At 74.6% G+C, this 21,999-nt stretch carries 14 protein-coding genes; 2 read left to right on the plus strand and 12 right to left on the minus strand.

All coding sequences use genetic code 11. The annotated features are described in order from the left end of the window. From ACF1BE_RS14750 to ACF1BE_RS14785, 8 genes are all read right to left on the minus strand, one after another. The coding region (locus ACF1BE_RS14750; RefSeq protein WP_392199399.1) for a beta-ketoacyl synthase N-terminal-like domain-containing protein at positions 1 to 4,735 on the minus strand (4,735 nt) is incomplete at its 3' end. Between the two features lie 269 nt (positions 4,736 to 5,004). After that, complete coding sequence (locus ACF1BE_RS14755) at positions 5,005 to 6,198, minus strand: cytochrome P450 (protein WP_392199400.1); 1,194 nt, start codon at positions 6,196 to 6,198, stop codon at positions 5,005 to 5,007. Positions 6,199 to 6,294: 96 nt separating this feature from the next. Continuing rightward, positions 6,295 to 6,930: an FMN-dependent NADH-azoreductase gene (locus ACF1BE_RS14760; protein WP_392199401.1), complete on the minus strand. Its 636-nt coding sequence runs from the start codon at positions 6,928 to 6,930 to the stop codon at positions 6,295 to 6,297. Between the two features lie 224 nt (positions 6,931 to 7,154). Next, complete coding sequence (locus ACF1BE_RS14765) at positions 7,155 to 8,372, minus strand: LuxR C-terminal-related transcriptional regulator (protein ID WP_392199402.1); 1,218 nt, start codon at positions 8,370 to 8,372, stop codon at positions 7,155 to 7,157. 903 nt (positions 8,373 to 9,275) lie between these two features. Then, positions 9,276 to 10,463 carry a sensor histidine kinase gene (locus ACF1BE_RS14770; RefSeq protein WP_392199403.1) on the minus strand — a complete coding sequence of 396 codons (1,188 nt, stop codon included), beginning with the start codon at positions 10,461 to 10,463 and terminating at the stop codon, positions 9,276 to 9,278. A 68-nt stretch (positions 10,464 to 10,531) separates the two neighbouring features. Continuing rightward, complete coding sequence (locus ACF1BE_RS14775) at positions 10,532 to 12,250, minus strand: cation acetate symporter (RefSeq protein ID WP_392199404.1); 1,719 nt, start codon at positions 12,248 to 12,250, stop codon at positions 10,532 to 10,534. Positions 12,251 to 12,281: 31 nt separating this feature from the next. Next, the gene (locus ACF1BE_RS14780; protein ID WP_392199405.1) at positions 12,282 to 12,665 is read right to left on the minus strand and encodes a hypothetical protein; all 384 of its coding nucleotides are present in this window, start codon (positions 12,663 to 12,665) and stop codon (positions 12,282 to 12,284) included. Positions 12,666 to 12,806: 141 nt separating this feature from the next. Beyond that, a complete protein-coding gene (locus ACF1BE_RS14785; protein WP_392199406.1) occupies positions 12,807 to 13,607 on the minus strand; it encodes a LytR/AlgR family response regulator transcription factor in 801 nt (266 codons plus the stop codon). Between the two features lie 206 nt (positions 13,608 to 13,813). Between ACF1BE_RS14785 and ACF1BE_RS14790 the strand changes: the two genes are divergently transcribed. Then, positions 13,814 to 14,857 (plus strand): NUDIX domain-containing protein, encoded by a 1,044-nt coding sequence (locus ACF1BE_RS14790; RefSeq protein WP_392199407.1) that lies wholly within the window; start codon positions 13,814 to 13,816, stop codon positions 14,855 to 14,857. Between the two features lie 19 nt (positions 14,858 to 14,876). Here the strand turns inward: ACF1BE_RS14790 and ACF1BE_RS14795 are convergent, their stop codons facing one another. From ACF1BE_RS14795 to ACF1BE_RS14810, 4 genes are all read right to left on the minus strand, one after another. Continuing rightward, positions 14,877 to 16,961: a xanthine dehydrogenase family protein molybdopterin-binding subunit gene (locus ACF1BE_RS14795; RefSeq protein WP_392199408.1), complete on the minus strand. Its 2,085-nt coding sequence runs from the start codon at positions 16,959 to 16,961 to the stop codon at positions 14,877 to 14,879. An 18-nt stretch (positions 16,962 to 16,979) separates the two neighbouring features. Continuing rightward, a complete protein-coding gene (locus tag ACF1BE_RS14800; RefSeq protein WP_392199409.1) occupies positions 16,980 to 17,975 on the minus strand; it encodes an FAD binding domain-containing protein in 996 nt (331 codons plus the stop codon). Continuing rightward, a complete protein-coding gene (locus tag ACF1BE_RS14805; RefSeq protein WP_392199410.1) occupies positions 17,972 to 18,511 on the minus strand; it encodes a (2Fe-2S)-binding protein in 540 nt (179 codons plus the stop codon). The genes ACF1BE_RS14800 and ACF1BE_RS14805 overlap by 4 nt, the downstream gene beginning before the upstream one ends. A gap of 428 nt (positions 18,512 to 18,939) precedes the next feature. After that, entirely contained in the window at positions 18,940 to 20,817 is a 1,878-nt protein-coding gene (locus tag ACF1BE_RS14810; RefSeq protein ID WP_392199639.1) for an ABC transporter ATP-binding protein, read from the minus strand. 344 nt (positions 20,818 to 21,161) lie between these two features. On the opposite strand from ACF1BE_RS14810, the gene ACF1BE_RS14815 reads away from it, so the two are divergent. After that, a complete protein-coding gene (locus tag ACF1BE_RS14815) occupies positions 21,162 to 21,926 on the plus strand; it encodes a crotonase/enoyl-CoA hydratase family protein (RefSeq protein ID WP_392199411.1) in 765 nt (254 codons plus the stop codon). Positions 21,927 to 21,999 lie beyond the last annotated feature (73 nt).

The raw sequence follows: 21,999 nt of genomic DNA on the forward strand, positions 1-21,999 counted from the left end.
CGGCGAACACCGGCGACGATTCCAGCAACTCCCGCCCCATGCCCAGCCACTGCGAACCCTGACCGGGAAACACCAGCACCGTCCGCCCGGGCGAAGCCACCGCACCACTCACCACAGCGGCAGCCGACTCCCCGCGAGCCAGCGCGCCCAGCCCGGTCACCGCCTCGTCACGGGAACCGGCGACGACCACGGCCCGCTCGGACAGCAGCGCCCGCCGGGAGGCGAGCGCGCCCGCGACCTCCACCAGCGACGCATCCGTGTCACCGACGAACACCGCAAGCCGCTCCGCCTGCCCCGCCAGAGCACCCCCCGAGGCCGCCGACACCACCAGCGGCAGCACACCGTCGTACGTCTCGGTGGGGGTGACGGGCTCGTCGGGCACCTGTTCCAGGATCACGTGCGCGTTGGTGCCGCTCACGCCGAACGAGGACACGCCGGCCCGGCGGGGACGGTCGGCCTCGGGCCAGTCCCGGGCCTCGGTGAGGAGTTCCACCGCGCCCACCGACCAGTCGACCTGGGAGGAGGGGGCGTCGACGTGCAGCGTGGCCGGCAGGATGCCGTGCCGCAGCGCCTGCACCATCTTGATGACCCCGGCGACTCCGGCGGCGGCCTGCGTGTGCCCGATGTTGGACTTCAACGAGCCGAGCCAGAGCGGTCGTTCGCGGTCCTGACCGTAGGTGGCGAGCAGAGCCTGCGCCTCGATCGGGTCGCCGAGAGTCGTACCCGTGCCGTGGCCCTCGACCGCGTCGACGTCGGCCGGGGTCAGGCCCGCGTCGGCCAGTGCCCTGCGGATCACCCGCTGCTGGGACGGGCCGCTCGGAGCGGTGAGACCGTTGGAGGCGCCGTCCTGGTTGACCGCGCTGCCCCGGACCACCGCGAGCACCCGGTGCCCGTTGCGGCGGGCCTCCGACAGCCGTTCCAGGACGAGGACGCCGGCGCCCTCGGCCCAGCCGGTGCCGTCGGCGGCCTCCGCGTACGACTTGCAGCGACCGTCGGCGGCCAGGGCGCGCTGCCGGGAGAACTCCACGAAGGTGCCTGGCGTCGCCATGACGGTGGCGCCGCCGGCCAGGGCCACGGAGCATTCCCCGCGGCGCAGGGCCTGGGCGGCCAGGTGCAGGGCGACCAGGGAGGAGGAGCAGGCGGTGTCCACGGTGACGGCGGGGCCTTCGAGGCCGAACACGTAGGCGACCCGGCCGGAGGCCACGCTGGTCGCGGTGCCGGTGGTGACGAAGCCTTCGAGTTCCGCGGGTACTTCGCCGCCGGTGCCGTACTGCTGGCCCATCACCCCGGCGAACACGCCGACATCGGTGCCTTTGAGGGAGGTCGGGTCGACGCCGGCCCGTTCCAGTGCCTCCCAGGAGGTCTCCAGCAGGAGCCGCTGCTGCGGGTCCATGGCCAGCGCCTCGCGCGGCGAGATGCCGAAGAAGCCGGCGTCGAACCGGCCGGCGTCCGGCAGGAATCCGCCCCGGTCGACGTAGGAGGTGCCCGTTCTGTGCGGGTCCTGGTCGAAGAGGCCGTCCAGGTCCCAGCCCCGGTCGGTCGGGAATCCGGAGACGGCGTCCCGGCCCTCCGTGAGCAACTGCCACAGCTGGTCAGGGGTGTCGACGCCGCCGGGCAGCCGGCAGGCCATGCCGACGATGGCGATGGGCTCCTGGGGGTCGGTGGCGCCGGCGGGCCGCTCCCGTCGTGCCCGGGTGTCGTCCAGGCCGAGGACCGCGCCGTGGAGGTGGGCCGCCAGGTCGCGCGGGGTCGGGTGGTCGAAGGTCACGGTGGTGGGCAGCCGTAGCCCGGTGTGCTCGGTGAGCCGGTCGCGCAGGGCGACGACGGTCACCGAGGTCAGGCCGAGGTCGCGGAAGGCGCGGTCGGCGGGGAGCGGGGCCGTGCCCGGTCCGTTCATGACCGCGGCGGCCTGTTCCCGGACCAGTTGTTCGAGGTGGGACAGCTGGGCGCGGTCGTCCAGGCCGGCCAGGCGGGTGCGCAGGGCCGCGGTGACCGCCGGGTCGGGCCGTACCTGCCGGGCCGGCGGTCGGGTCAGTGCGCGGAGGATCGCGGGCGCGGGCCGGGGCGGGTCGGGCAGGGCGGGGCGGGGCGCGAGGAGGGCGGGGGCCCGTCCGGCCAGCAGTACGTCGAACGCGGCCAGCAGGTCGACGGGTCGGCCCGTTCCGTCCTCGGTGTCCCGGGAGCCGGTCCAGGCCAGGGTGGAGGCGGTGGCGCCCCGCGCCCGGCGGGCGTGTGCGACCGCCTCGGTACGGGCGTGGCGGACGGCCCGGTCCAGGTCGCCGGGCGCGCCCAGGGTGGCGGAGCCGTCGGTTACGGTGACGAACTCGGCTCCGTCGTCGGCGAGTTCGTCGAGGGCGTGGGCGAGGTGGGGATCGCCGGTGGTGTGCACCACCGCGGTGATCGGGTGCCGGATGTCGGCCAGGGCGTGGTGCGGGCCGGGGCCGTCGGCGGTGACGCTGGTGGTGTGGGTGCCGGCGGGCCAGGCGTTCGGGTCGGTGCCGTCGGTGGTGCCGGGTGCGTGGACGAGCAGCAGGTGGCCGGCCCCGTGGACGTCGGCGAGGTGGTGGGCCAGCGCGGCGCCGAGGGGGGTGTCCGTGCCGGTGACGACGACGGTGCCGGGGCGGGTGAGCGCCGGGGCGGGCCGCGGCCGGTCGTCCAGGGGGGCGGGCAGCAGCCGGGGTACCAGTAACTGGTCTCGCCGAAGCGCGAGTTGGGTTTCGCCGGTGGCGAGGGCGGTGAGCAGCGTGTCCGCGTCCGGGCCGTCGGTGCCGAGGTCGATGACGGTCACCTGCGGGTGTCCGTCCGCCTGGAGGGACCGTACGGCGGCCCACAGCGCGGCGCCCGCGGGGTCGGGCGCGGTGTCGCCTGCGGGCGTGGCTCCCCGGGTGAGGACCACGAGCGGTGCGGGGGCGGCACCGCTGGTGACGTGTTCGGTGAGGACGCGCGCCGAAGTTTCCGGGTCGGCGGTGGCGGCCGGCGGCAGCAGGACGGTCAGCGGCGAATCGCTGCGCGCCGCCGACGCCAGGTCGGGGTGGAGGTCGGCGTGGACGCCCGCCGTGCGCAGGGCGGCGGCGAGTTTGGTGGTGTCCTCGCCGGCCAGGGCGCACGCGGCCGGGCGGGCGGCGGCGGGCCCGGTGGGCGCGGGGATCCAGGCGGAGGTCACCAGGGCGTCGTGGTGGCCGTCGGCGGTGTGCCGCGGCCAGTACGGCTGTGCGGCGAGCAGCCTGCGGACGATCTTCCCGGAGGCGGTGCGCGGGATGGCGGTGGTCTCCTGGATCCGCTCGGGGATCTTGTGGGCGGAAAGCCGGGTGCGGCAGTGTTCGAGGAGGGCGGCCGTGTCCAGACCGGCCGGACCGGGGACCACCCAGGCGACGGGGACCTCGCCCAGGGTGTCGTGGGCGGCGCCGGCGACTCCGGCGTCGGCGACTCCGGGGGCGCCGCGCAGGACCGATTCGACCTCGTCGGGGTGGATGTTCTCGCCGCCGCGGATGATCAGGTCCTTGAGCCGGCCGCAGACGGTGAAGTAACCGGCCGCGTCCCGGCGGGCCAGGTCGCCGGTGCGGAACCAGCCGTCGCGCAGGGCGGCACGGGTCGCCTCGGGGCTGTTGTGGTAGCCCACCATGACGTTGGGGCCGCTGACCCAGACCTCGCCCTCCTGTCCGGTGGGCACGTCCTGTCCGGTACGGGGGTCGACGACGCGGACGTCGACGCCCGGGACCGGCAGCCCGCACGAGCCTTCGACACGGGCGCCGTCCGGCGGGTTCATGGTGATCGCGCCGCAGGTCTCGGTGCTGCCGTAGGCGTCCACCAGCGGGACGCCGAAGGTCTCCTCGAAGGAGCGGCGCAGCTCGGAGCCGGTGACGGCGCCGCCGACGAGGCCGATGCGCAGGTCGGGCAGGGACAGGCCGGTGTGCCGGGCGGTGGCGACGAGGTGGTGGTAGGTGGTGGGGACCCCGGCGAGCAGGGTGGCCTTCTCCTCGCGGAGCAGGTCCAGTACGTCGTCGGCGGAACTGCCGTCCGTGATGCGGGCGGTGGCGCCGACGGCGGTCACGGACAGCACGCAGGCGATGTGGGACAGGCTGTGGAAGAGCGGCAGCGGCCACAGCACCCGGTCGTCCGGGGTGAGGCCCGGCAGGGGCACGTAGCTGGCGGCGACCGACCACAGGCAGTTGCGCTGGGTGGACAACACGCCCTTGGGGCGCCCGGTGGTGCCGGACGTGTAGAACATCCAGGCCACCTCGTCCAGACCGAGGTCGTCGGGGGCGGGCGTGCCCGGGTCGGTGACCGCCAGCTCGTCGTAGGCGTGGGTGCCGGGTGGCACGGACGCGGTCCCGGCCACCAGGACGGTGGTACGGGGGGCGGCGGACGCCACCGCCTGGAGAAACGTCACTGCACTGCCCGCCCCGGCGAGGGCGAACACCGCGCCGCTGTCGGCGAGGAGGTACTCCAGCTCGGCGGGCGCGGACCGGGGGTTCACGGGGACGCCGACGCCGCCGGCGCGCACGACCGCGAGATAGCCCTCCACCATGGCGACGGTGTTGCCGAGGCAGAGCGCCACCCGGTCACCGCGCCGCAGACCGAGGCGGACGAGATGTCCGGCGAGCCGCCGGGTACGCGCCTCCAGCTCGCCGTAGGTGACGGAGCGCCGGTCGTCTGCGAAGGCGACCTTCTCCGGAGTGCGGGAAGCGTGCTGTCGGAGCGTGACCGCAAGCGGTGTGACCAGGTCGGGACGCACGCCTCGGACTCCTTCCACAGGGCGGCAGCGGGTACCGGGAGCAGCAGGACGGGAGCGGTTGCCGGACACGGCGGAGGCGGCTGTGCGGCATCGGACAGCCGGCCGTCGTCCGGAACGACGGAAGCAGAACATCCCTGCGCCGCGCTGGTGCGCGCGGCGGTCAGGCGCCCGGAGGAGCGGGGGCGGCCGGCCCCGCGCGACACTGCGCGGGGCGCCGCCGCGCCGCCTGAGGTGGTCGGAGCGGTGGTGCTACCAGGGGGTGCGGGGTGCTACCAGGTGACGGGCAGGCTCTTCAGCCCGAAGACGGATCCGCGCAGGCTCAGCGGGATCTCCTCGGCCGGTGTGGCCGCCCGCAGGTCCGGGAAGGCCTCCAGCAGCGCGCGCAGGCCGGTGCGCAGTTCGAGGCGGGCCAGGTTCTGGCCGACGCACTGGTGGATGCCGTGGCCGAACGCCAGGTGTCCGGCGGTGTCGCGGTCGAGGTCGAGCTGTGCGGGGCAGCCGTACTTCGCCGGGTCGCGGTTGGCGGCCGGCAGGGACACCGTGACGGTCTCCCCCTTCTTCACGGTCCGGCCGTCCAGCTCGACGTCCTCCAGCGCGGTACGGAAGATCTCGTACTGGTTGACGGTCACATAGCGGAGGATCTCCTCCACCGCCGCGTCGACCCGGGTGAGGTCGGCGCGCAGGGCGGCGAGTTGCTCGGGGTGGTGCAGCAGCGCCAGCACGCCGACGCTGAGCGCGCTCTCCGTCGTCTCGTAGCCCGCGAAGAGCAACAGGGCGACCATGTTGCCCAGTTCCTCGTCGGACAGCTCGCCTGCGGCCAGGAGCCGGCTGATGATGTCGTCGCCGGGTTCCTTGCGCTTGCGCTCGACGGTCTCCCCGATGAGCGCGCCGACCTGCTGGTAGGCGGCCATCGCCTCCTCGGCGTCACCGTCCGGGTCGTGCGTGATGGCGGGCACGTCCTGGTACCGGTCCCGCTCCTCGTACGGCAGGCCGACCAGCTCGGACAGGACCCGCAGGACGAACGGCTTGGCGAAGGTGGCGAGCAGGTCGGCGGGGGCGCCGTGCTCGCGCACCGCCTCGATCTGCTCGGCGGCCACGGCCTCGACGCGGGGGGCGAGTTCGGCGATGCTCCGGACGGTGAACTCCCGCGCCAGCATGCGGCGGAAGCGGGTGTGGTCCGGCGGGTCCATGTGGATGAACATGCCGGGCAGCGCCGGGAACTGCGGTACGGGAGCACCGTACTTGGTGACCGGGAAGTGGCCGATCTCCAGGCTGTGGCTGAAGCGGGGGTCGCTGAGGACCTCCCGGACCAGCCGGTGGCTGGTGGCGATCCAGCCGATGTGACCGTCGGGGTAGGCCATCCGCGCGAGCGGGCGTTCCTCCCGGAGCGTGTCGAAGATCGCGGGCGGGTCGAAGTGATGGGTGCGTGACCAGACTTCTTCGTAGGAGAGCATCTCGCTCATGAAGCACCTTCCCCACAGTGTGTGCGAACGTACCTGCCCGCGGAGAACCGCGCCCCCCACGGGTGCGCCCGCCCGCGAAAACGGTGGTGCCGAAGGTCAGAGGGCCAGCTTGCGCAGGGTCTCGCGGGCGTCCGCCAGGGACTTCTCGCCCAGCGGCTTCAGCTGCGCCATGGCGGGCACGATCGCCGCGAAGGTGAGTTCGGCGTGCACGAACTTCAGGTGGTCGGCGAGGCCGATGGCGCTGAGCACGGCCCGCAGGTACGGCTCCTGGTAGTCCCAGCCCTCACGCGGGGTGCCGGGGGCGTAGGAGCCGCCGCGCGCGGTGACGGCGATGACGTTCTTGCCGCTCAGCGCGCCGGACTCGGCACCCGGGAGAATCATGTGGGCCGGGCTGACCAGCCGGTCGATCCAGGCCTTGATCGACGACGGGATCGTGTAGTTGTACATCGGGATGCCGAGCACGATCGTGGTCGCCTCGCGGACCTCGGAGACGAGCGCCTCGGTGAGCGCCTGCTCCTCGGGGCTGACGCCGTGCAGGTCGCCGGTCGGGTCGAAGAGCCACTCCCGCACCTCGTGCGTGATGTGCGGGACCGGCTCGGCGCCGAGGTCGCGGTAGGTGTAACCGGCGTCGGGGTGGTTCTGCCGCCACTGGGTGGCGAACTCGGCGGTGAGCTGCCGCGTCACGGACTCGCCGGAGCGGATGCTCGCGTCGATGTGCAGAAGATGGGTCATGACATGACTCCTGGCCACTCGTACGGCTGTTCCGGCAACCCGTCCGGTCCCTTCCGGCCGGCAATCGCCGGCGGACGGCACACCACGGTGAGGAGCGGTGCCTCCCTCGACGGGAGGCTACGGGCAGAGACCACCGCGGCGGCATCCCCCAGGTTGGTAGGGCGGGGGCGGTGGTCCCGGCGCGGGGCTGCCACCTGCGACGAGGGCCCCGCGCCGATGGGTGGCTACACGGCCTGCCGGGCCATGGGCGGCCGGATCTTGAAGCCGGGCTCGGACTCCCGCGGGGAGTCCGCGCGTTCCTCCACCAGGATCCGGTTCCAGGAGCGGGCCAGTTCGACGCGGGAGGTCACGTCGAGCTTGCGGAAGATCTTCTTCAGGTGGAACGCCACCGTGTGGGGAGAGATGTACAGCTGGCTGCCGACGCGCCCGTTGGTCAGGCCCTGGCTGACGAGTTCGGCCACCGCGAACTCGGTGTCCGTGAGCCGGCTGACCCGGGTCCGGCTGCGGGTCGGCCGGCCGCACTGGCCGTCGAGTTCCCGGATCCGGCTCTGCACGCGGGACAGGTCCCTGGACGCGCCGGCCCCCAGGTAGGCGTCGGCCGCGCGCCGGAGCAGGTCGACCGCCCGGTCGCGCTCCGAGACGCGCGCGGAACGTATGCGGCTCGCGTCCTCCAGCGCGGACGCCCGGGCCCACGGGTCCAGGTGCCGTTCCGAGGCCGCCTCCAGGGCGTCCGCGTTCCGCTCGTACAGCGCGGAGGCATGCTCGGCCGCCGCCTGTACGCTGCGGAAGCTCCGGTTGGCGCGGGCGAGTTGGCTCATGTGGCGCGCGGTCCCCTCGGCGAGGTCGTCGTCGCCGAGGCGCTGCCCGGCCCGGACCAGCCAGGAGGCCGCCGCCGGCTGGGACACCAGCAGATCGCCGGCGAGCACGTCGTCGTGGGCGATGCCCTTCAGCAGATGGGCCACGCTCTGGAGGCCGTTGCGGGCCTCCAGAGCCTGGGCGGCGGCCCACACGCACTGGCCCGGCATCAGGTTCTCCTGCCCGAGCAGCCCCGCGTCCCGCAGGTAGTTGGCGTACAGCAGACCCGTCGTCAGGTCCAGGGAGCGCACCGAGCACACGGCCATGACCACGTGCCCCCGCGGCGGGAGACCACGGCTCCCGGCCTGCCCGGCCAGCCGGAGTCCCGCCTCGGCCGCTGCCGCCGCCTCGGCGGGCCTGCCCGCGGCGAGGTGGATCTCCGCCTGGCACAGGTGCAGCGCCGCCTGCACCTCCGGCCGGTGCGGTGCGTGGGGGGCGGACGTGGCCGAGGCGACGAGACGGCCGGCCGGCCGCAGGCCGCGGACTCGTGTCAGCAGCGTGGCGTACCAGATGCGGGCCTCCAGCGCGGTGCCGCGACCGGCCCGTTCCCCCGGGGCCGGTTGCGACGCCGCGGCTGCTAACTCCATGCTTTTGCCAAGCCGTCCGTCAAGCCAGAACAGCGCGGATTGTGCAATAGAGCGGCCCGGTTCGGAAGATGATTCCAGAAGAATTTGTTCGGAGATGACTGAATATCGCGGGGGCACTACAAACCTCTGACTCGTGATCGGGTGGCGTTCTGATCTCGTGGGGGTGTCGCTCTGACCCGTTGGCCGCTTCTTCGGGGCCGCTCGGAGGTGGTGCCCTGTCCCCCGCCGTGGCTCTCCGGGGACCTGCCCGGAAGAGCGGAAAGGTGTCCTGCGTCTGCTCGTGTCCGCCGTCCAGCACGATTTCGCACCTCACAGCTGCCTTGTCCGCCGACGGCCCGCACGCACGATCCGTGCGGCGCGCCCTTCTCCGACTCGACCGGGGCGCCTCAGCGCCCCGTCCGCCGTGCTGCGCGAAGGGACGGTCTGCGCGCTCCGCCCTGCCGGAGCGGCTGCTGCGTGACACGGCCCGGTTTGATGAAGAACATCAAGTAACCCCCCTGGCCTGTGCGTCAGCCGCCCGTGTTGCCTACACACATGGTGAACCGCAGTTCGCGCCCGAACCTCACATGACCGGCGAGAAATACCGCCCTCGCCATCCGTTCATGGATCTCTTCGCACAACCATACGTATTTATGCGGTGAAGCACCACGAATCGCTGTGACGCTGCCGTTAACGCTCGCCGACGACCCGCCGGGCGCAGACGTGATCACGACCACCGTTCACCATTCCCCCACACAAGCCCCACCCCCGTCCCTGCGGCAAGGCGGCTCGCCGCCCGCGCCCCCGAGGAGAAGCCCTGCCCCTGTCGGCGTCCGCGTGAACGTGACCAATGCCACGGAGAGGGGGGCCGTCGATCCGGAGGCACGACCGTCGGGGTTCGGCCACCGTGGCCGGACGGTGGTGTCAGGGCGGGGGTGCCTGGACGCCCGGCCGGAACTTCGGCACCCGGACCGTGATCTTCGTACCGGCTCCCACACCCGTCTCGATGACGAGTCCGTGGTCGTCGCCGTACACCTGGCGCAGCCTGCGGTCCACGTTGCTCAGGCCGATGCCGGTGGACGCCCCGCCCGTGCCGCGCAGGATCCCGCGCAGCCGATCCGGTTCCATGCCGACGCCGTTGTCCTCGACGACGACCCGGGCCTCGGTGCCCTCGTCCTCGGCGGTGATCGTCACCCTGCTGCGCTCCACGGAGTCCTCCAGGCCGTGCTTGAGGGCGTTCTCGACCAGGGGTTGCAGACACAGGAACGGGAGCGTCACGGGCAGCACCTCGGGAGCGATGCGCAGGGTGACCTGGAGGCGGTGGCCGAACCGGGCGCGGGCCAGCTCCAGGTACTGCTCGATGGAGCGCAGTTCCTCGGCGAGGGTGGTGAAGTCGCCGTCGCGACGGAACGAGTAGCGGGTGAACTCGGCGAACTCCTGCAGCAGTTCGCGGGCGCGGTCGGGGTCGGTGCGGACGAAGGAGGCGATGCTCGCGAGGGAGTTGTACACGAAGTGCGGGGAGATCTGTGCGCGCAGCGCCCGCACCTCGGCCTCGTGCGCACTGGAGCGGGCCCGGTCGAGGCCGGCGAGGTCGAGTTCCACGGAGAGCCGGCGGGCCGCCTCCTCCGCGGCCCGGACCAGCGTGGCGGACTCCGCGCCCGCGAACACGGCGAGCGTGCCGGCGGCCACCCCGCCGGCAGTGAGCGGTGCCAGGGCGGCCCAGCGCACGGGGCAGCCCTCGTCGGCGCAGGACAGGGCGAAGGCACGGGGGCGCGGGGCGGGAGCCAGCCGGGCCGCGAGCTGGTCGCGGTGGTGCTCGGCGGCGCCGTCCCAGACGAGGACCCGGGTGTCGTCGGCGAGGGCGAGGGCCGGGGCGCCGAGCAGGGGGCGCAGCCGGCGGGCCGTCCTGCGGGCCGTTTCCGGGGTCAGTCCGGCGCGCAGCGGTGCCGCGGCGAGCGCGGCGGAGTGCAGGGCGTGCGCGAGGGCCCGCGTCCCGTCGGTGCCGGCCGCGTGCTCCAGCTGCCGGCGCGCCGCGCCGTGCCCCAGGGCGGCCCCCAGCACGAACAGCGCGAGCCCGGCGAGAACGAGGACCGTGGTGACGAGCACGGTCATGAGCGGTACGGCTGGAGACGATCCGGCGGGCGGACGGACACGGGACTCCTCGGTCGGGGTGGGGGCGGTCAGGGGTGGGCGGGGGGGGGTTCGGGAAGGTGGAGGCGGGCCATCGTGGCGGTCGTGCCGGGTGGCACCCGGTCGCGGGTGGCCAGGGACGTCAGCACCATGGCCGCGAACCCCACGGGCACGGACCACACGGCGGGCCAGGCCAGCAGGGTGTGCAGCCAGCCCGAACGGGCGCCGCCCGCGATGGTCACCGAGACGGCGGTGAGCGCCGAGCCGCCGCCGAGCAGGAGCCCGGCGATCGCGCCCGGCGGGGTCAGGCCGCGCCACCAGATGCCGAGCACGAGCAGCGGGCAGAACGAGGAGGCGGACACGGCGAAGGCGAGCCCGACCGCGTCGGCCACCGGCAGGTCGCTGACCACGGCACCCGCGGCGGTGGGCACCGCGATCGCGGGCAGGGCGGCGAGCCGGAAGTGGCGTACGCCCAGGGCGGGCAGCACGTCCTGGGCGAGCACGCCGGCCACCGACATGGTGAGCCCGGAGGCGGTGGACAGGAAGGCCGCGCAGGCGCCGCCGGCGACGAGGGCTCCGAGCAGGTCACCGGCGACCCCGCCGATCAGCCGCTGCGGCAGCACGAGGACCGCGGCGTCCGTGTCGCCCGTGAGCAGCAGGTCGGGCGCGTACAGCCGGCCCAGCATGCCGTACAGGGGCACCAGCAGGTAGAAGGCGCCGAGCAGGCCGAGCACGATCACGGTGGTGCGGCGGGCGGCACGGCCGTCGGGGTTGGTGTAGAAGCGGACGACGACGTGCGGCAGCCCCATCGTGCCGAGAAAGGTGGCCAGAATCAGCCCGTAGGTGGCGTACAGGCTGTGCTGTTCGCGGTCCGAGGAGAGCGGTCTCGCCCAGCTGGACGGGGCGGTACGGCCGGACGCGCGGTCCGGCAGCGGGACCTGGGCGCCGGCCGGGAAGCGCAGGGTGGTGTCCGCGCCGATCCGGTGCCGGCCCTCGGCGAGGATGACCGAACCGCCGTGTACGGTACGGCCGTCGACGGACCCGTGGACGGTCACGTGGACCGGTGCGCGGGCGGTGAGGGTGACCGGCTGGTCCAGGCGCACCTCGGTCGAACGGTGGAGGACGGGCCGGTCGTCCCAGGAGGGAGCCGGGGCGTGGTCGGCGCGCCAGGCGAGCAGCAGGAAGGCCACGGGCACCAGCAGGGCGGTGAGTTTCAGCCAGTACTGGAAGGCCTGGACGAAGGTGATGCTGCGCATCCCGCCGGCGGCCACCGCCGCGGTCACCACGGCCGCGACGATCAGGCCGCCGAACCAGCCGGGCACGCCGGTGAGCAGCCGCAGGGTCAGCCCGGCCCCGCGCAGCTGGGGCAGCAGATACAGCCAGCCGATGCCGACGACCAGCCCGCCCGCGATCCGGCGGACCGCCCGGGACTCCAGCCGGGCCTCGGCGAAGTCCGGCAGGGTGTAGGCCCCGGAGCGGCGCAGCGGGGCGGCGACGAAGGCCAGCAGCACCAGGAACCCGGCGGTGTAGCCGATGGGGAACCACAGCATGTCGACGCCCTGGGCGAGGACGAGCCCGGCGACGCCGAGGAAGGAGGCGGCGGAAAGGTACTCGCCGCTGACCGCACAGGCGTTGAGCCGGGGGGCGACGGTGCGTGAGGCGACGTAGAAGTCGGAGGTGGTGCGGGAGACGCGCAGGCCCAGCGCGCCGACGAGGACCGTGGCCAGGACCACGGCCGTCACGCCCGCGATGCCGTACGTCCGGTTCACCGGCCGGCCCCGGTGTGTGGTCGGCGCATGGTCAGGGGCGCTCCGCGGGGGCGGCCGTGCCGGTCTCGTTGCGCTCGGCCCGGCGGACGTACCAGGCACCGATGCCCAGCAGCGCCGGGTACGGCGCCACGCCGAGCAGGAGCCAGAGGGCGGGCGGGACGCGGGGCGCGGTGCCGGTGAACGGCAGGACCCGCAGGAGGACGGGGAGCAGGCCGAGCGGGGCCGCGAGCAGGGCCGTCGCGGTGACGGCGGCCCGCATCTGACGCCGCATCAGGGCTTGGACGGCGGCGTCTCCGTCCGGGTGGGCGGGGCCGGGGGCGGGCACGGGGGCCGGGGGCGGTGCGGTGCGGCCGCCGCCGGGCGTGTGCGGCCGTCCGGTGACCACTTCTCTGCGAGGGACGGACTCCGTACCCATCACGCACTCCCCGACGCCACGGTGATCACTTTGTGTGTGCGGCGAGTGTACGCAGGGCGCCACCGTCGGGACACCCGGCGGACGGGATTCCCCACGGCCCGGCGCTCCGGGCGCGGCGCCCGGACCGCCGACGCCGTGGGCTCAGCGGGACCGGGCCGCCGCGCGCAGGGCCAGCAGGTCGCGCAGTTCGCGGGCGTTGCGGCGGCTCACCGCGAGGATACGGTCGCCGACCCGGACGCTCAGGTTGCCGCCGTCCAGACGGAGTTCCTCGATCCGGCCGAGCGCGACGAGACGACTGCGGTGGATCCGTACGAAGCCGCGTGCGCGCCACTGTTCCTCCAGCGTGGACAGCGGTATCCGTACCAGGTGGCTGCCGTCGCGGGTGTGCAGCCGGGCGTAGTCGCCCTGTGCCTCGGCGTAGGTGATGTCGGCGACGGACACGAACCGGGTCACCCCGCCCAGTTCCACCGGGATCTGGTCGCCGAGGGCGGGCGTGGGCGGCGGGAGGACGGCGGGCCGGGGCCCCTGCCCGGCCCGGACCAGTTCGGCGACCCGCCGCACGGCCTCGGCGAAGCGCTCCTTGCGCAGCGGCTTGAGCAGGTAGTCGACGGCCTTGAGGTCGAAGGCGCGGACCGCGAAGTCCTCGTGGGCGGTGACGAAGACGATCAGCGGCGGCGTGACGAATCCGCCGAGCAGACGCGCCAGATCGAGGCCGTTCAGGCCCGGCATGCTGACATCGAGGAACACGACGTCGAAGGTGTCCGCGCCGTCCGGCCCCTCCCCCATGGCCCGGCTGAGGCGGCGCAGCGCCTCGGTGGCCGCGGGCGCGGGCACGACCGTGCCGACCCGCGGGTCCTGCCCCAGCAGGTACAGCAGTTCCTCGAGCGCGGGTTGCTCGTCGTCCACCGCCAGGACGCGCAGGGGTACGTCGCTCACGTGCATGTCCGGCAGCTCCTGTCGCCCTCGACCGCTCCTTGCAGGGAATGGTGGTCCCGTCGGGCCCCGGCGTCGAGATCGCGTACGGCGGTGGGTGCGGACCGGAGGTGTTCCGGGGCCGACGCTGCCCGGGTCGGCGGGTGTGTCCGGTCCCTCCCCCGGCCATGATTGCCTTGGCGGCGGAACGGACCGGCACGCACGGAGGAGACCCGGTGGCACACCTGACACCCGAGGAGTGGGACGCCCACTACGCGAGCGGCGGCCGGTTCCGGCCGCTGGGCGACGCCGAGCGGCGGCTGCTCGCCGGACAGGTCCCGGCGCCCGCGGGCGGGCTGGCCCTGGACGTGGGCTGCGGGCTCGGCGAACTCGCCCGCCACCTGGCCGGGTCGGGGTACCGGGTGGACGCGGTCGACCTGTCCGCCACCGCGCTCGCCGAGGCCCGGCGCACGGACGGGCCGGAGGTGGCGTACCTACGGCTGGACGTCGAACGCGACGACCTGGACCAGCTCCCCCACCCTGCCTACGACCTGATCACCGTCCGGCTCGGCTGGGCGTTCGTCCGCGACCGTACCCGGGTGCTGAACCGGCTGCGGGAGCGGCTGCGTCCCGGCGGCGCGCTGTGCGTGATCACGCCGGTCGCGGACGCCGTACCGGAGGGCGAGCGGGCCGTCGCCCTGGACGAGGGGGAGATCGGACTGCTCCGCGCGGGCTGGGAGTCGGCCGGGCGTCACGACGCCGATGGCCTGGCCCTGCTCGTGCTGCGCGGCCCCGCCCCCGGCCCGCTGGTGTGCGCCGCCAAGGGGCGCCCCGTCCCGCACGCCCTGACCGGGGCCGGTGTCGTGGTCACCGATCCGGCGGGGCGGGTGCTGCTGGGCTGGTCGGTGCGGGGCGTCTGGGAGCTGCCCGGCGGCAAGAACGACCCGGGTGAGGACTTCGCCGCCGCCGGGGTGCGGGAGCTGGCGGAGGAGACGTCACTGCGGGCCGACCCGGCCGGCGCCCGGGTACGGGCCGTCCTGCTGGACTCCGTCGACGGCATACCCCGGCTGACGGCCGCCGTCCAGGTCACCGCGTTCTCCGGCGAACCGGTCGTCACCGAACCGCACCTGATCCACCGCTGGGAGTGGCACGAGGTCGCCGACCTGCCCGCCCTGTCCCGACCGCTGTTCACGCCGAGCGCCCACGTCCTGGACACCATGTGGCCGGACCTCCTGCCGGACCTGCCCCCCGTGCACCGCTACCCGGTCGCCGAGGGCTGACGGACCCGGCCGGGCCGGGTCAGGCCTCGGACAGCAGGCTGGTGAGGACGCGGTCCGGGGTGAGGGGGAGTTCGCGGAAGCGGATGCCGGTGGCGTGGTGGACGGCGTTGCCGAGGGCGGCGGCGGTGCCGACGATGCCGATCTCGCCGATGCCCTTGCTGCCCATCGGATTGAGGTGGGGATCGTCCTCGTCGATCCAGTCCGCCTCGACGGCGGGGACGTCGGCGTGGGCGGGCACGTGGTAGGAGGCGAGGTCGGTCTCGGGGAAGTCACCGAACGCGGGGTCCAGGGTGCTGCCCTCGGTGAGCGCCATGCCGAGGCCCATGACCATGGCGCCGGTGAACTGGGAGCGCGCGGTGCGGGCGTTGAGGATCCGGCCGGCGGCGAAGACGCCCAGCAGCCGGCGGACCCGGACCTCGCCGGTGACGGTGTCGACGGCGACCTCGGCGAAGTGGGCGCCGAACGCGTGCCGCGCGTAGGGACTGTCGGCGTCGGCGAGGCCGGTGGTGTCGGCGCGGACGGTCAGGCCGTCGGGGGGCAGCGGGCCGGGGTGCGCGGCGAGCCGGGTGCACGCCTCGTGCACGGCCCAGCCCCAGGAGGCGGTGCCGGAGGAGCCGCCGGCCAGCGGGGCCGGCGGCAGGTCGCTGCGGCCGACCTCGGTACGCACCCGCTCCAGGGGGACGCCGAGGGCGTCGGCGGCGATCTGGGCGAGGACGGTACGGGCGCCGGTGCCGATGTCGGCCGCGTTGATCCGGACGGTGAACGTGCCGTCGGGCAGGGCCTGGACGGAGGCCGCGGACGGGGACACCATCACGGGGTAGGTGGCGGCGGCCACGCCGGTACCCAGGAGCAGGGGGCCTTCACGGCGGACGCCGGGGCGTGGGTCGCGGCCGGCCCAGCCGAAGCGGCGGGCGCCCTCGCGCAGGCACTGCACGAGGCTCCGGCTGCTGAACGGCTTGCCGCTGCCGGGTTCGCGGTCGGGTTCGTTGCGGACGCGCAGCTCCACCGGGTCCACGCCGACCGCGTCGGCGAGTTCGTCCAGTGCGGATTCCAGGGCGTACATGCCGGGGGCCTCGCCGGGCGCCCGCATCCAGGACGGGCTGGGCACGTCCAGGGGGACGACGCGGTGGGCGCTGCGCAGGGCGGGGGTGGCGTACATGGTGCGGGAGACGACTCCGGCGTACTCCACGAACTCCTTCACGTGCGAGGTGTAGGTGGTCACCTCGTGCAGCAGTGCGGTGAGGCGGCCGTCCGCGTCCGCTCCCAGCCGGATCCGCTGCCGGGTGGGGGCGCGGTGGCCGGTGGTGGTGGGCAGGTGACGGCGGTGGCAGGCCAGGGTGACGGGCCGGCCGGTGTGCCGGGCGGCCATCGCGGCGAGGACGACGTCCGGGCGCGGGGTGCCCTTGGAGCCGAAGCCGCCGCCGACGTGCTCGGCGACGACGGTGATCCGCTCCTCGGACAGCTCGAACAGCTGGGCGAGCACGGAACGGACGGCCGTACCGCCCTGGCTGGAGGTGTACACGGTGAGCCGGTCGCCGTCCCAGTGGGCGGTGCTGGTGTGCGGTTCCATGGGGTGGTTGTGCAGCGGCGGCACCCGGTAGGTGACGTCGACGCGTACGTCGGCGGCGGCGAAGGCCCCCTCCGGGTCGCCGTGCTCCAGGCTGCCCGGCTGTCCGCCGGCCTCCTCGGGCGCGTACGCGTCCCGGTGGCCCTCGTTCAGGTCCACGTCGTGGGGCCGGGTGTCGTAGCTGACGCGGACCGCGCGGGCGGCGGCACGGGCCGTCTCCAGGGTCTCGGCGACGACCAGGGCCACGCACCAGCCCCGGTGCGGTACGGCGGCGTCCTGGAGGACGGCGAGGGTGGCGTCCTCGGGTTCGGCGAGGCGCGGGGCGTCGCCCGGGGTGAGGACGGCGAGGACGCCGGGCAGGGCGAGGGCGACGGAGGTGTCGACGCCGGTGACCCGGCCGCACGCCACCGCGGCCGGCACGGGCCAGGCGTGGGCGCGGCCGGGCAGGGCGTACTCGGCGGCGTAGCGGGCGGTGCCGGTGACCTTCTGGCGTCCTTCCCGGCGCTCGGCGGGGGCGCCCAGGGCGCTGCCGGTCATGGTTCCTCCTGTGGCGGCTCAGGCCGTTGCGGCTGCCGGGGCGAGACGGTGCAGGACGTCGAGGGCCAGGTTGCGGGCGAGGGGCACCTTGTAGGCGTTGTCCCGCAGCGGCTCGGCGTGCGCGAGTTCGAGTGCCACGGCCCCTTCGAACGCGGCCGGGGTGGCGGGGGCGCCCAGCAGGGCCAGTTCGGTGTGCCGGGCCCGCCAGGGCCGGTGGGCGAGCCCGCCGAAGGCGACGCCGGCCTGGTCCACGACCCCGTCCACGACCTTCAGGACGACGGCCACGGAGGCGAGGGCGAACGCGTACGACGCCCGGTCCCGGGCCTTGCGGTAGGCGGAGGGGACACCGGCCGTGGCGGACGGCAGGACCACCCCGGTGATCAGTTCGCCGGGACGGATCCAGGTATCCCGTTCGGGGTGCTCACCGGGCAGCCGGTAGAGGTCGGCCACGGCGAGACGCCGGGGGCCGTCGGCGCCGTACAGCTCGACCTGGGCGTCCAGCGCGGCCAGGGCGACGGCCATGTCGGAGGGGTGGGTGGCGATGCAGTGCTCGGAGTGGCCGAGGACCGCGTGGTCGCGGTGGACGCCGTCCCGGGCGCCGCAGCCGCTGCCCGGCTCCCGTTTGTTGCAGGGTTTGTCCAGGTCCTGGAAGTAGGGGCAGCGGGTGCGCTGGAGCAGGTTGCCGCCGGTGGTGGCGGCGTTGCGCAGCTGTGCGGAAGCGCCCGCCAGCAGTGCCTGGGACAGGACCGGGTAGCGGTCGCGGACGCGTGGGTCGGCGGCCAGGTCGCTGTTGCGTACGGTGGCGCCGACGCGCAGGGAGCCGTCGGGCAGCTCCTCCACGGCGTCCAGCGGCAGCCGGCCGATGTCGATGAGGAGGGCGGGCCGCTCGACGCCCAGTTTCAGCAGGTCGACCAGGTTGGTGCCGCCGGCGAGGTAGCGGGCGCCCGGGTGGGCGGCGTACGCCTCGACGGCCTCCTGGAGGCCGGCGGGCCTGAGGTATCCGAAGCCGGTCACTCGATCACGTCCTCGATCGCCTCGACGATGCGCGGGTAGGCGCCGCAGCGGCACAGGTTGCCGCTCATCCGCTCGCGGATCTCGGGCCGGTCCAGCGGTACGGGCCGCCCGGCGGGGGCCGCCGGGTCGGTGACGTGGGAGGGGTGGCCGGCCGCGGCCTCGGCGAGCATGCCCACGGCGGAGCAGAGCTGGCCGGGGGTGCAGTAGCCGCACTGGAAGGCGTCGCGGTCCAGGAAGGCCCGCTGGAGCGGGTGCGGCGTCTCGCCGTCACCGCCGAGGCCCTCGACGGTGGTGACCTCACGGCCGTCGAGGGCGACGGCGAGCAGCAGACAGCTGTTGAGGCGGCGCCCGTCCACCAGCACGGTGCAGGCACCGCACTGGCCCTGGTCGCAGCCCTTCTTGGACCCGGTGAGATCCAGGTCCTCGCGCAACACGTCCAGCAGGACGCGCCGGTGGTCGACGAGCACGGTGTGCGGTTTGCCGTTGACCCGGAGGGTCACCTCGGAGTGGTGGCCGGGCTCCTGTGCGCTGGTCATGAGGGGGCTGACCTTCCGGACGGGCGGTGGTGCCGTCCAGACCGCGTATCCAGGCCCGGGCGGCTCACACCTGTCAGCTGTCGGCCGCGCCGGATCCGGCCGCCTCGTCGGTGCCGTCCGCGGTGTCGCCGGGCGGGCGGCGCGCCGGCCCGCGCGTCGGTTCCGAAGTCCGAGAGGCGCGGCACGGTCGTGCTCGCCACCGCGGTGCTCCCCCGCCCGGCGTCCTGTGTTCGAGCGGGTGCGGTGAGGCGGACGCTCTCCTGGCGCAGCCGCCCCCGCACGTCCGGCCAGTCCGGTCCCGGCCTCGGAGAGGGTGGGGTCTGCCTCCGGTCCGGGCCTGTCGGCGGGTACTCGACCCGATCACGGCTTCCGCGTCCGGTTCCGCTCACGCCCCGGGGAGGGGCCGGGTACCCGTGGGCCGTGGCCGCTCAGACCGTCGGTACGGTCGCGTCCCGCCGGGCGAACTGGGTGCGGTGCAGTTCCGCGTACCGGCCGCCCGCCGCCAGCAGTTCCTCGTGCGTGCCGCGTTCGGCGATCCGGCCGGACTCCACGACCAGGATCTGGTCGGCGGCCCGCACGGTGGACAGGCGGTGCGCGATGACGACGGCGGTGCGGCCCTCCAGGGCCTCGGTGAGCGCCTCCTGGACGGCCGCCTCGGAGGTGTTGTCCAGGTGGGCGGTGGCCTCGTCCAGGATGACCACGCGCTGGCGGGCCAGCAGCAGCCGGGCGATGGTCATGCGCTGGCGTTCGCCACCGGAGAGCCGGTAGCCGCGCTCGCCGACGACCGTGTCCAGGCCGTCGGGCAGGGACCGTACGACGTCGGCGAGGCGGGCGCGGCCGAGGGCGTCCCACAGGTCGTCGTCCGTGGCGTCGGGCCGGGCCAGCAGCAGATTGGCGCGGACCGTGTCGTGGAAGAGGTGACCGTCCTGGGTGACCATGCCGAGGGTGGCCCGCAGCGACGCGGCGGTCACGTCACGGACGTCGGTCCCGCCGATGCGGACCGCGCCCGCGTCCACGTCGTACAGGCGCGGCAGGAGCTGCGCGATGGTCGACTTGCCGGCGCCGGAGGAGCCGACGAGGGCGACGGTCTGGCCGGGTTCGGCGCGGAAGGAGATGCCGTGCAGGACCTCGGCTCCGCCCCGGGTGTCTAGGGCGGCGACCTCCTCCAGGGAGGCGAGGGAGACCTGTTCGGCGGACGGGTAGGCGAAGCGGACGTCCTCGAACTCGACGGCGACCGGGCCGTCGGGGACCTCGCGGGCGTCGGGCTTCTCCTCGATGAGCGGCTTCAGGTCCAGCACCTCGAAGACCCGCTCGAAGCTGACCAGCGCGCTCATCACCTCGACCCGGGCCCCGGCGAGCGCGGTCAGCGGGGCGTACAGACGGGTCAGCAGCAGGGCGAGGGAGACCACCGCGCCGGGCTCCAGGGTGCCGCGCAGCGCGAACCAGCCGCCCAGGCCGTAGACGAGGGCCAGGGCGAGGGCCGAGACCAGGGTGAGGGAGGTGATGAAGACCGACTGGGCCGTGGCCGTGCGCACGCCGATGTCACGGACCTCGCGGGCGCGGGCCGCGAACTCGGCGGACTCCTCCTCCGGGCGGCCGAACAGCTTGACCAGGGTGGCGCCGGGGGCGGAGAACCGTTCGGTCATCCGGGTGCCCATGGCCGCGTTCAGCGTGGCCGCCTCCCGCTGCATGCGGGCCATCCGGCGGCCCATGCGGCGGGCGGGCAGCACGAACACCGGGAGCAGCACCAGCGCGAGCAGGGTGATCTGCCAGGACAGGGTGAGCATCACAGCGAGCGTGAGCAGCAGGGTGACCAGGTTGCTGACCACGCCGGAGAGGGTGTTGGCGAACGCCCGCTGGGCACCGATCACGTCGTTGTTGAGACGGCTGACCAGCGCGCCCGTACGGGTGCGTGTGAAGAACGCGACGGGCATGCGCTGCACATGATCGAACACGGCCGTGCGGAGGTCGAGGATGAGTCCCTCCCCGAGCGTCGCCGACAGGCGCCGGCCGAGGATGCCGAGCCCCGCCTCGGCGAGGGCGACGAGGCCGATGAGCAGGGAGAGCCGGACCACGGTGCGGGAGTCGTGCCCCGCCACGATCGCGTCGACGACGCGGCCGGCGAGCACCGGGGTCGCCACGGCGAGCAGGGCCGTCACCACCCCCAGGAGCACGAACCGGACGATGCCGGCGCGGTGGGGGCGGGCGAAGGCGGCGATGCGGCGCAGCGTGGCGCGCGCGAGGGGGCGACGCTCGGACTGCGCGTTCATCACGCTGTGCAGCTGCGTCCAGGCGGTGGTTTCCATGCTCATGGAAGAGAACGTAGAACCTCAAGCATCGTCGAGGTCAAGGGCCACGCTCTTCCACTCCCGCCGACGCCCCCTGTCCCGCACCCTCCCGGCGGGGCGCGCCGCCGCCGGCTGCGCGCCGCGGGCGTCGGCCACCCGCGTCCCGCGTCCTTGCCGCGGCTGTGCGTGGCGGCCGTCGCGACGTGCCTGACCTGGGCGGCAGCAGCGGTCACCCGGCAGGGGCGGCGGTGCCGGGGGCGTCGACGCCCGGGGCGCCGGTGCGCCTGAGGGACCATCGACGGCAAGCTACCGGGAGGTCACCGTCCCCGCCTGCGCAGGGGGCCCGAGAAGGAGGTTGCCGTATGCCGGTGCGGATCGAACGGCAGGAGTACGTCACCACGGTCGTCCTCTCCCGGCCGGAGGCCCGCAACGCGGTCGACGGGCCGACGGCCGCCGCACTCGCCGCCGCCTTCCGGTCGTTCGAGGCGGACGACGGCGCCCGGGTGGCGGTGCTGTGGGGGGAGGGCGGCACGTTCTGCGCGGGCGCGGACCTGAAGGCGATCGGCACGGAACGCGGCAACCGGGTGGCGGAGGACGGTGACGGGCCGATGGGGCCGACGCGGATGCGGCTGTCCAAGCCGGTGATCGCGGCGGTGGCCGGGCACGCCGTCGCGGGCGGCCTGGAACTCGCCCTGTGGTGCGATCTTCGGGTCGCGGAGGAGGACGCGGTGTTCGGGGTGTTCTGCCGGCGCTGGGGGGTGCCGCTGATCGACGGCGGCACGGTACGGCTGCCCCGGCTGATCGGGACCGGCCGGGCCATGGACATGATCCTCACGGGCCGCCCGGTCCCCGCCCGCGAGGCGCACGCGACGGGGCTCGCCGACCGCGTGGTGCCGGCCGGTACCGCCCGCGCCGAGGCCGAGGCGCTCGCCGCGCGGATCGCCCGCTTCCCCCAGGCCTGCCTTCGCGGCGACCGCGCGTCGGTCCTCGACCAGGAGGGCCGGGACGAGGAGACGGCACTGCGCGGCGAACTCCGCCACGGCATGGCCGTTCTGGCCCACGGCACGGAGGGCGCGGCCCGCTTCGCCTCCGGAGCGGGCCGGCACGGCGCGTTCCCGGACGTGTGAGCCGCCGTACCCGGGGCCGGGGGCAGGGAGCGTTCCCGGGCCCGGCAACCCGCCGCTCCCCCGCACCCGGGGC

The organism is Streptomyces sp. NPDC014991 (assembly GCF_043080665.1).
In the GTDB taxonomy this organism is placed as follows: Bacteria; Actinomycetota; Actinomycetes; order Streptomycetales; family Streptomycetaceae; genus Streptomyces.

What these genes read in the sequence shown, in the direction of transcription:
- ACF1BE_RS14765 (WP_392199402.1), bottom strand. Translation starts at nt 8,372, where the DNA reads ATGGAGTTAGCAGCCGCGGCGTCGCAACCGGCCCCGGGGGAACGGGCC.
- ACF1BE_RS14805 (WP_392199410.1), bottom strand. Translation starts at nt 18,511, where the DNA reads ATGACCAGCGCACAGGAGCCCGGCCACCACTCCGAGGTGACCCTCCGG.
- ACF1BE_RS14780 (WP_392199405.1), bottom strand. Translation starts at nt 12,665, where the DNA reads ATGGGTACGGAGTCCGTCCCTCGCAGAGAAGTGGTCACCGGACGGCCG.
- ACF1BE_RS14755 (WP_392199400.1), bottom strand. Translation starts at nt 6,198, where the DNA reads ATGAGCGAGATGCTCTCCTACGAAGAAGTCTGGTCACGCACCCATCAC.
- ACF1BE_RS14795 (WP_392199408.1), bottom strand. Translation starts at nt 16,961, where the DNA reads ATGACCGGCAGCGCCCTGGGCGCCCCCGCCGAGCGCCGGGAAGGACGC.
- ACF1BE_RS14770 (WP_392199403.1), bottom strand. Translation starts at nt 10,463, where the DNA reads ATGACCGTGCTCGTCACCACGGTCCTCGTTCTCGCCGGGCTCGCGCTG.
- ACF1BE_RS14760 (WP_392199401.1), bottom strand. Translation starts at nt 6,930, where the DNA reads ATGACCCATCTTCTGCACATCGACGCGAGCATCCGCTCCGGCGAGTCC.
- ACF1BE_RS14815 (WP_392199411.1), top strand. Translation starts at nt 21,162, where the DNA reads ATGCCGGTGCGGATCGAACGGCAGGAGTACGTCACCACGGTCGTCCTC.
- ACF1BE_RS14810 (WP_392199639.1), bottom strand. Translation starts at nt 20,817, where the DNA reads ATGGAAACCACCGCCTGGACGCAGCTGCACAGCGTGATGAACGCGCAG.
- ACF1BE_RS14785 (WP_392199406.1), bottom strand. Translation starts at nt 13,607, where the DNA reads ATGCACGTGAGCGACGTACCCCTGCGCGTCCTGGCGGTGGACGACGAG.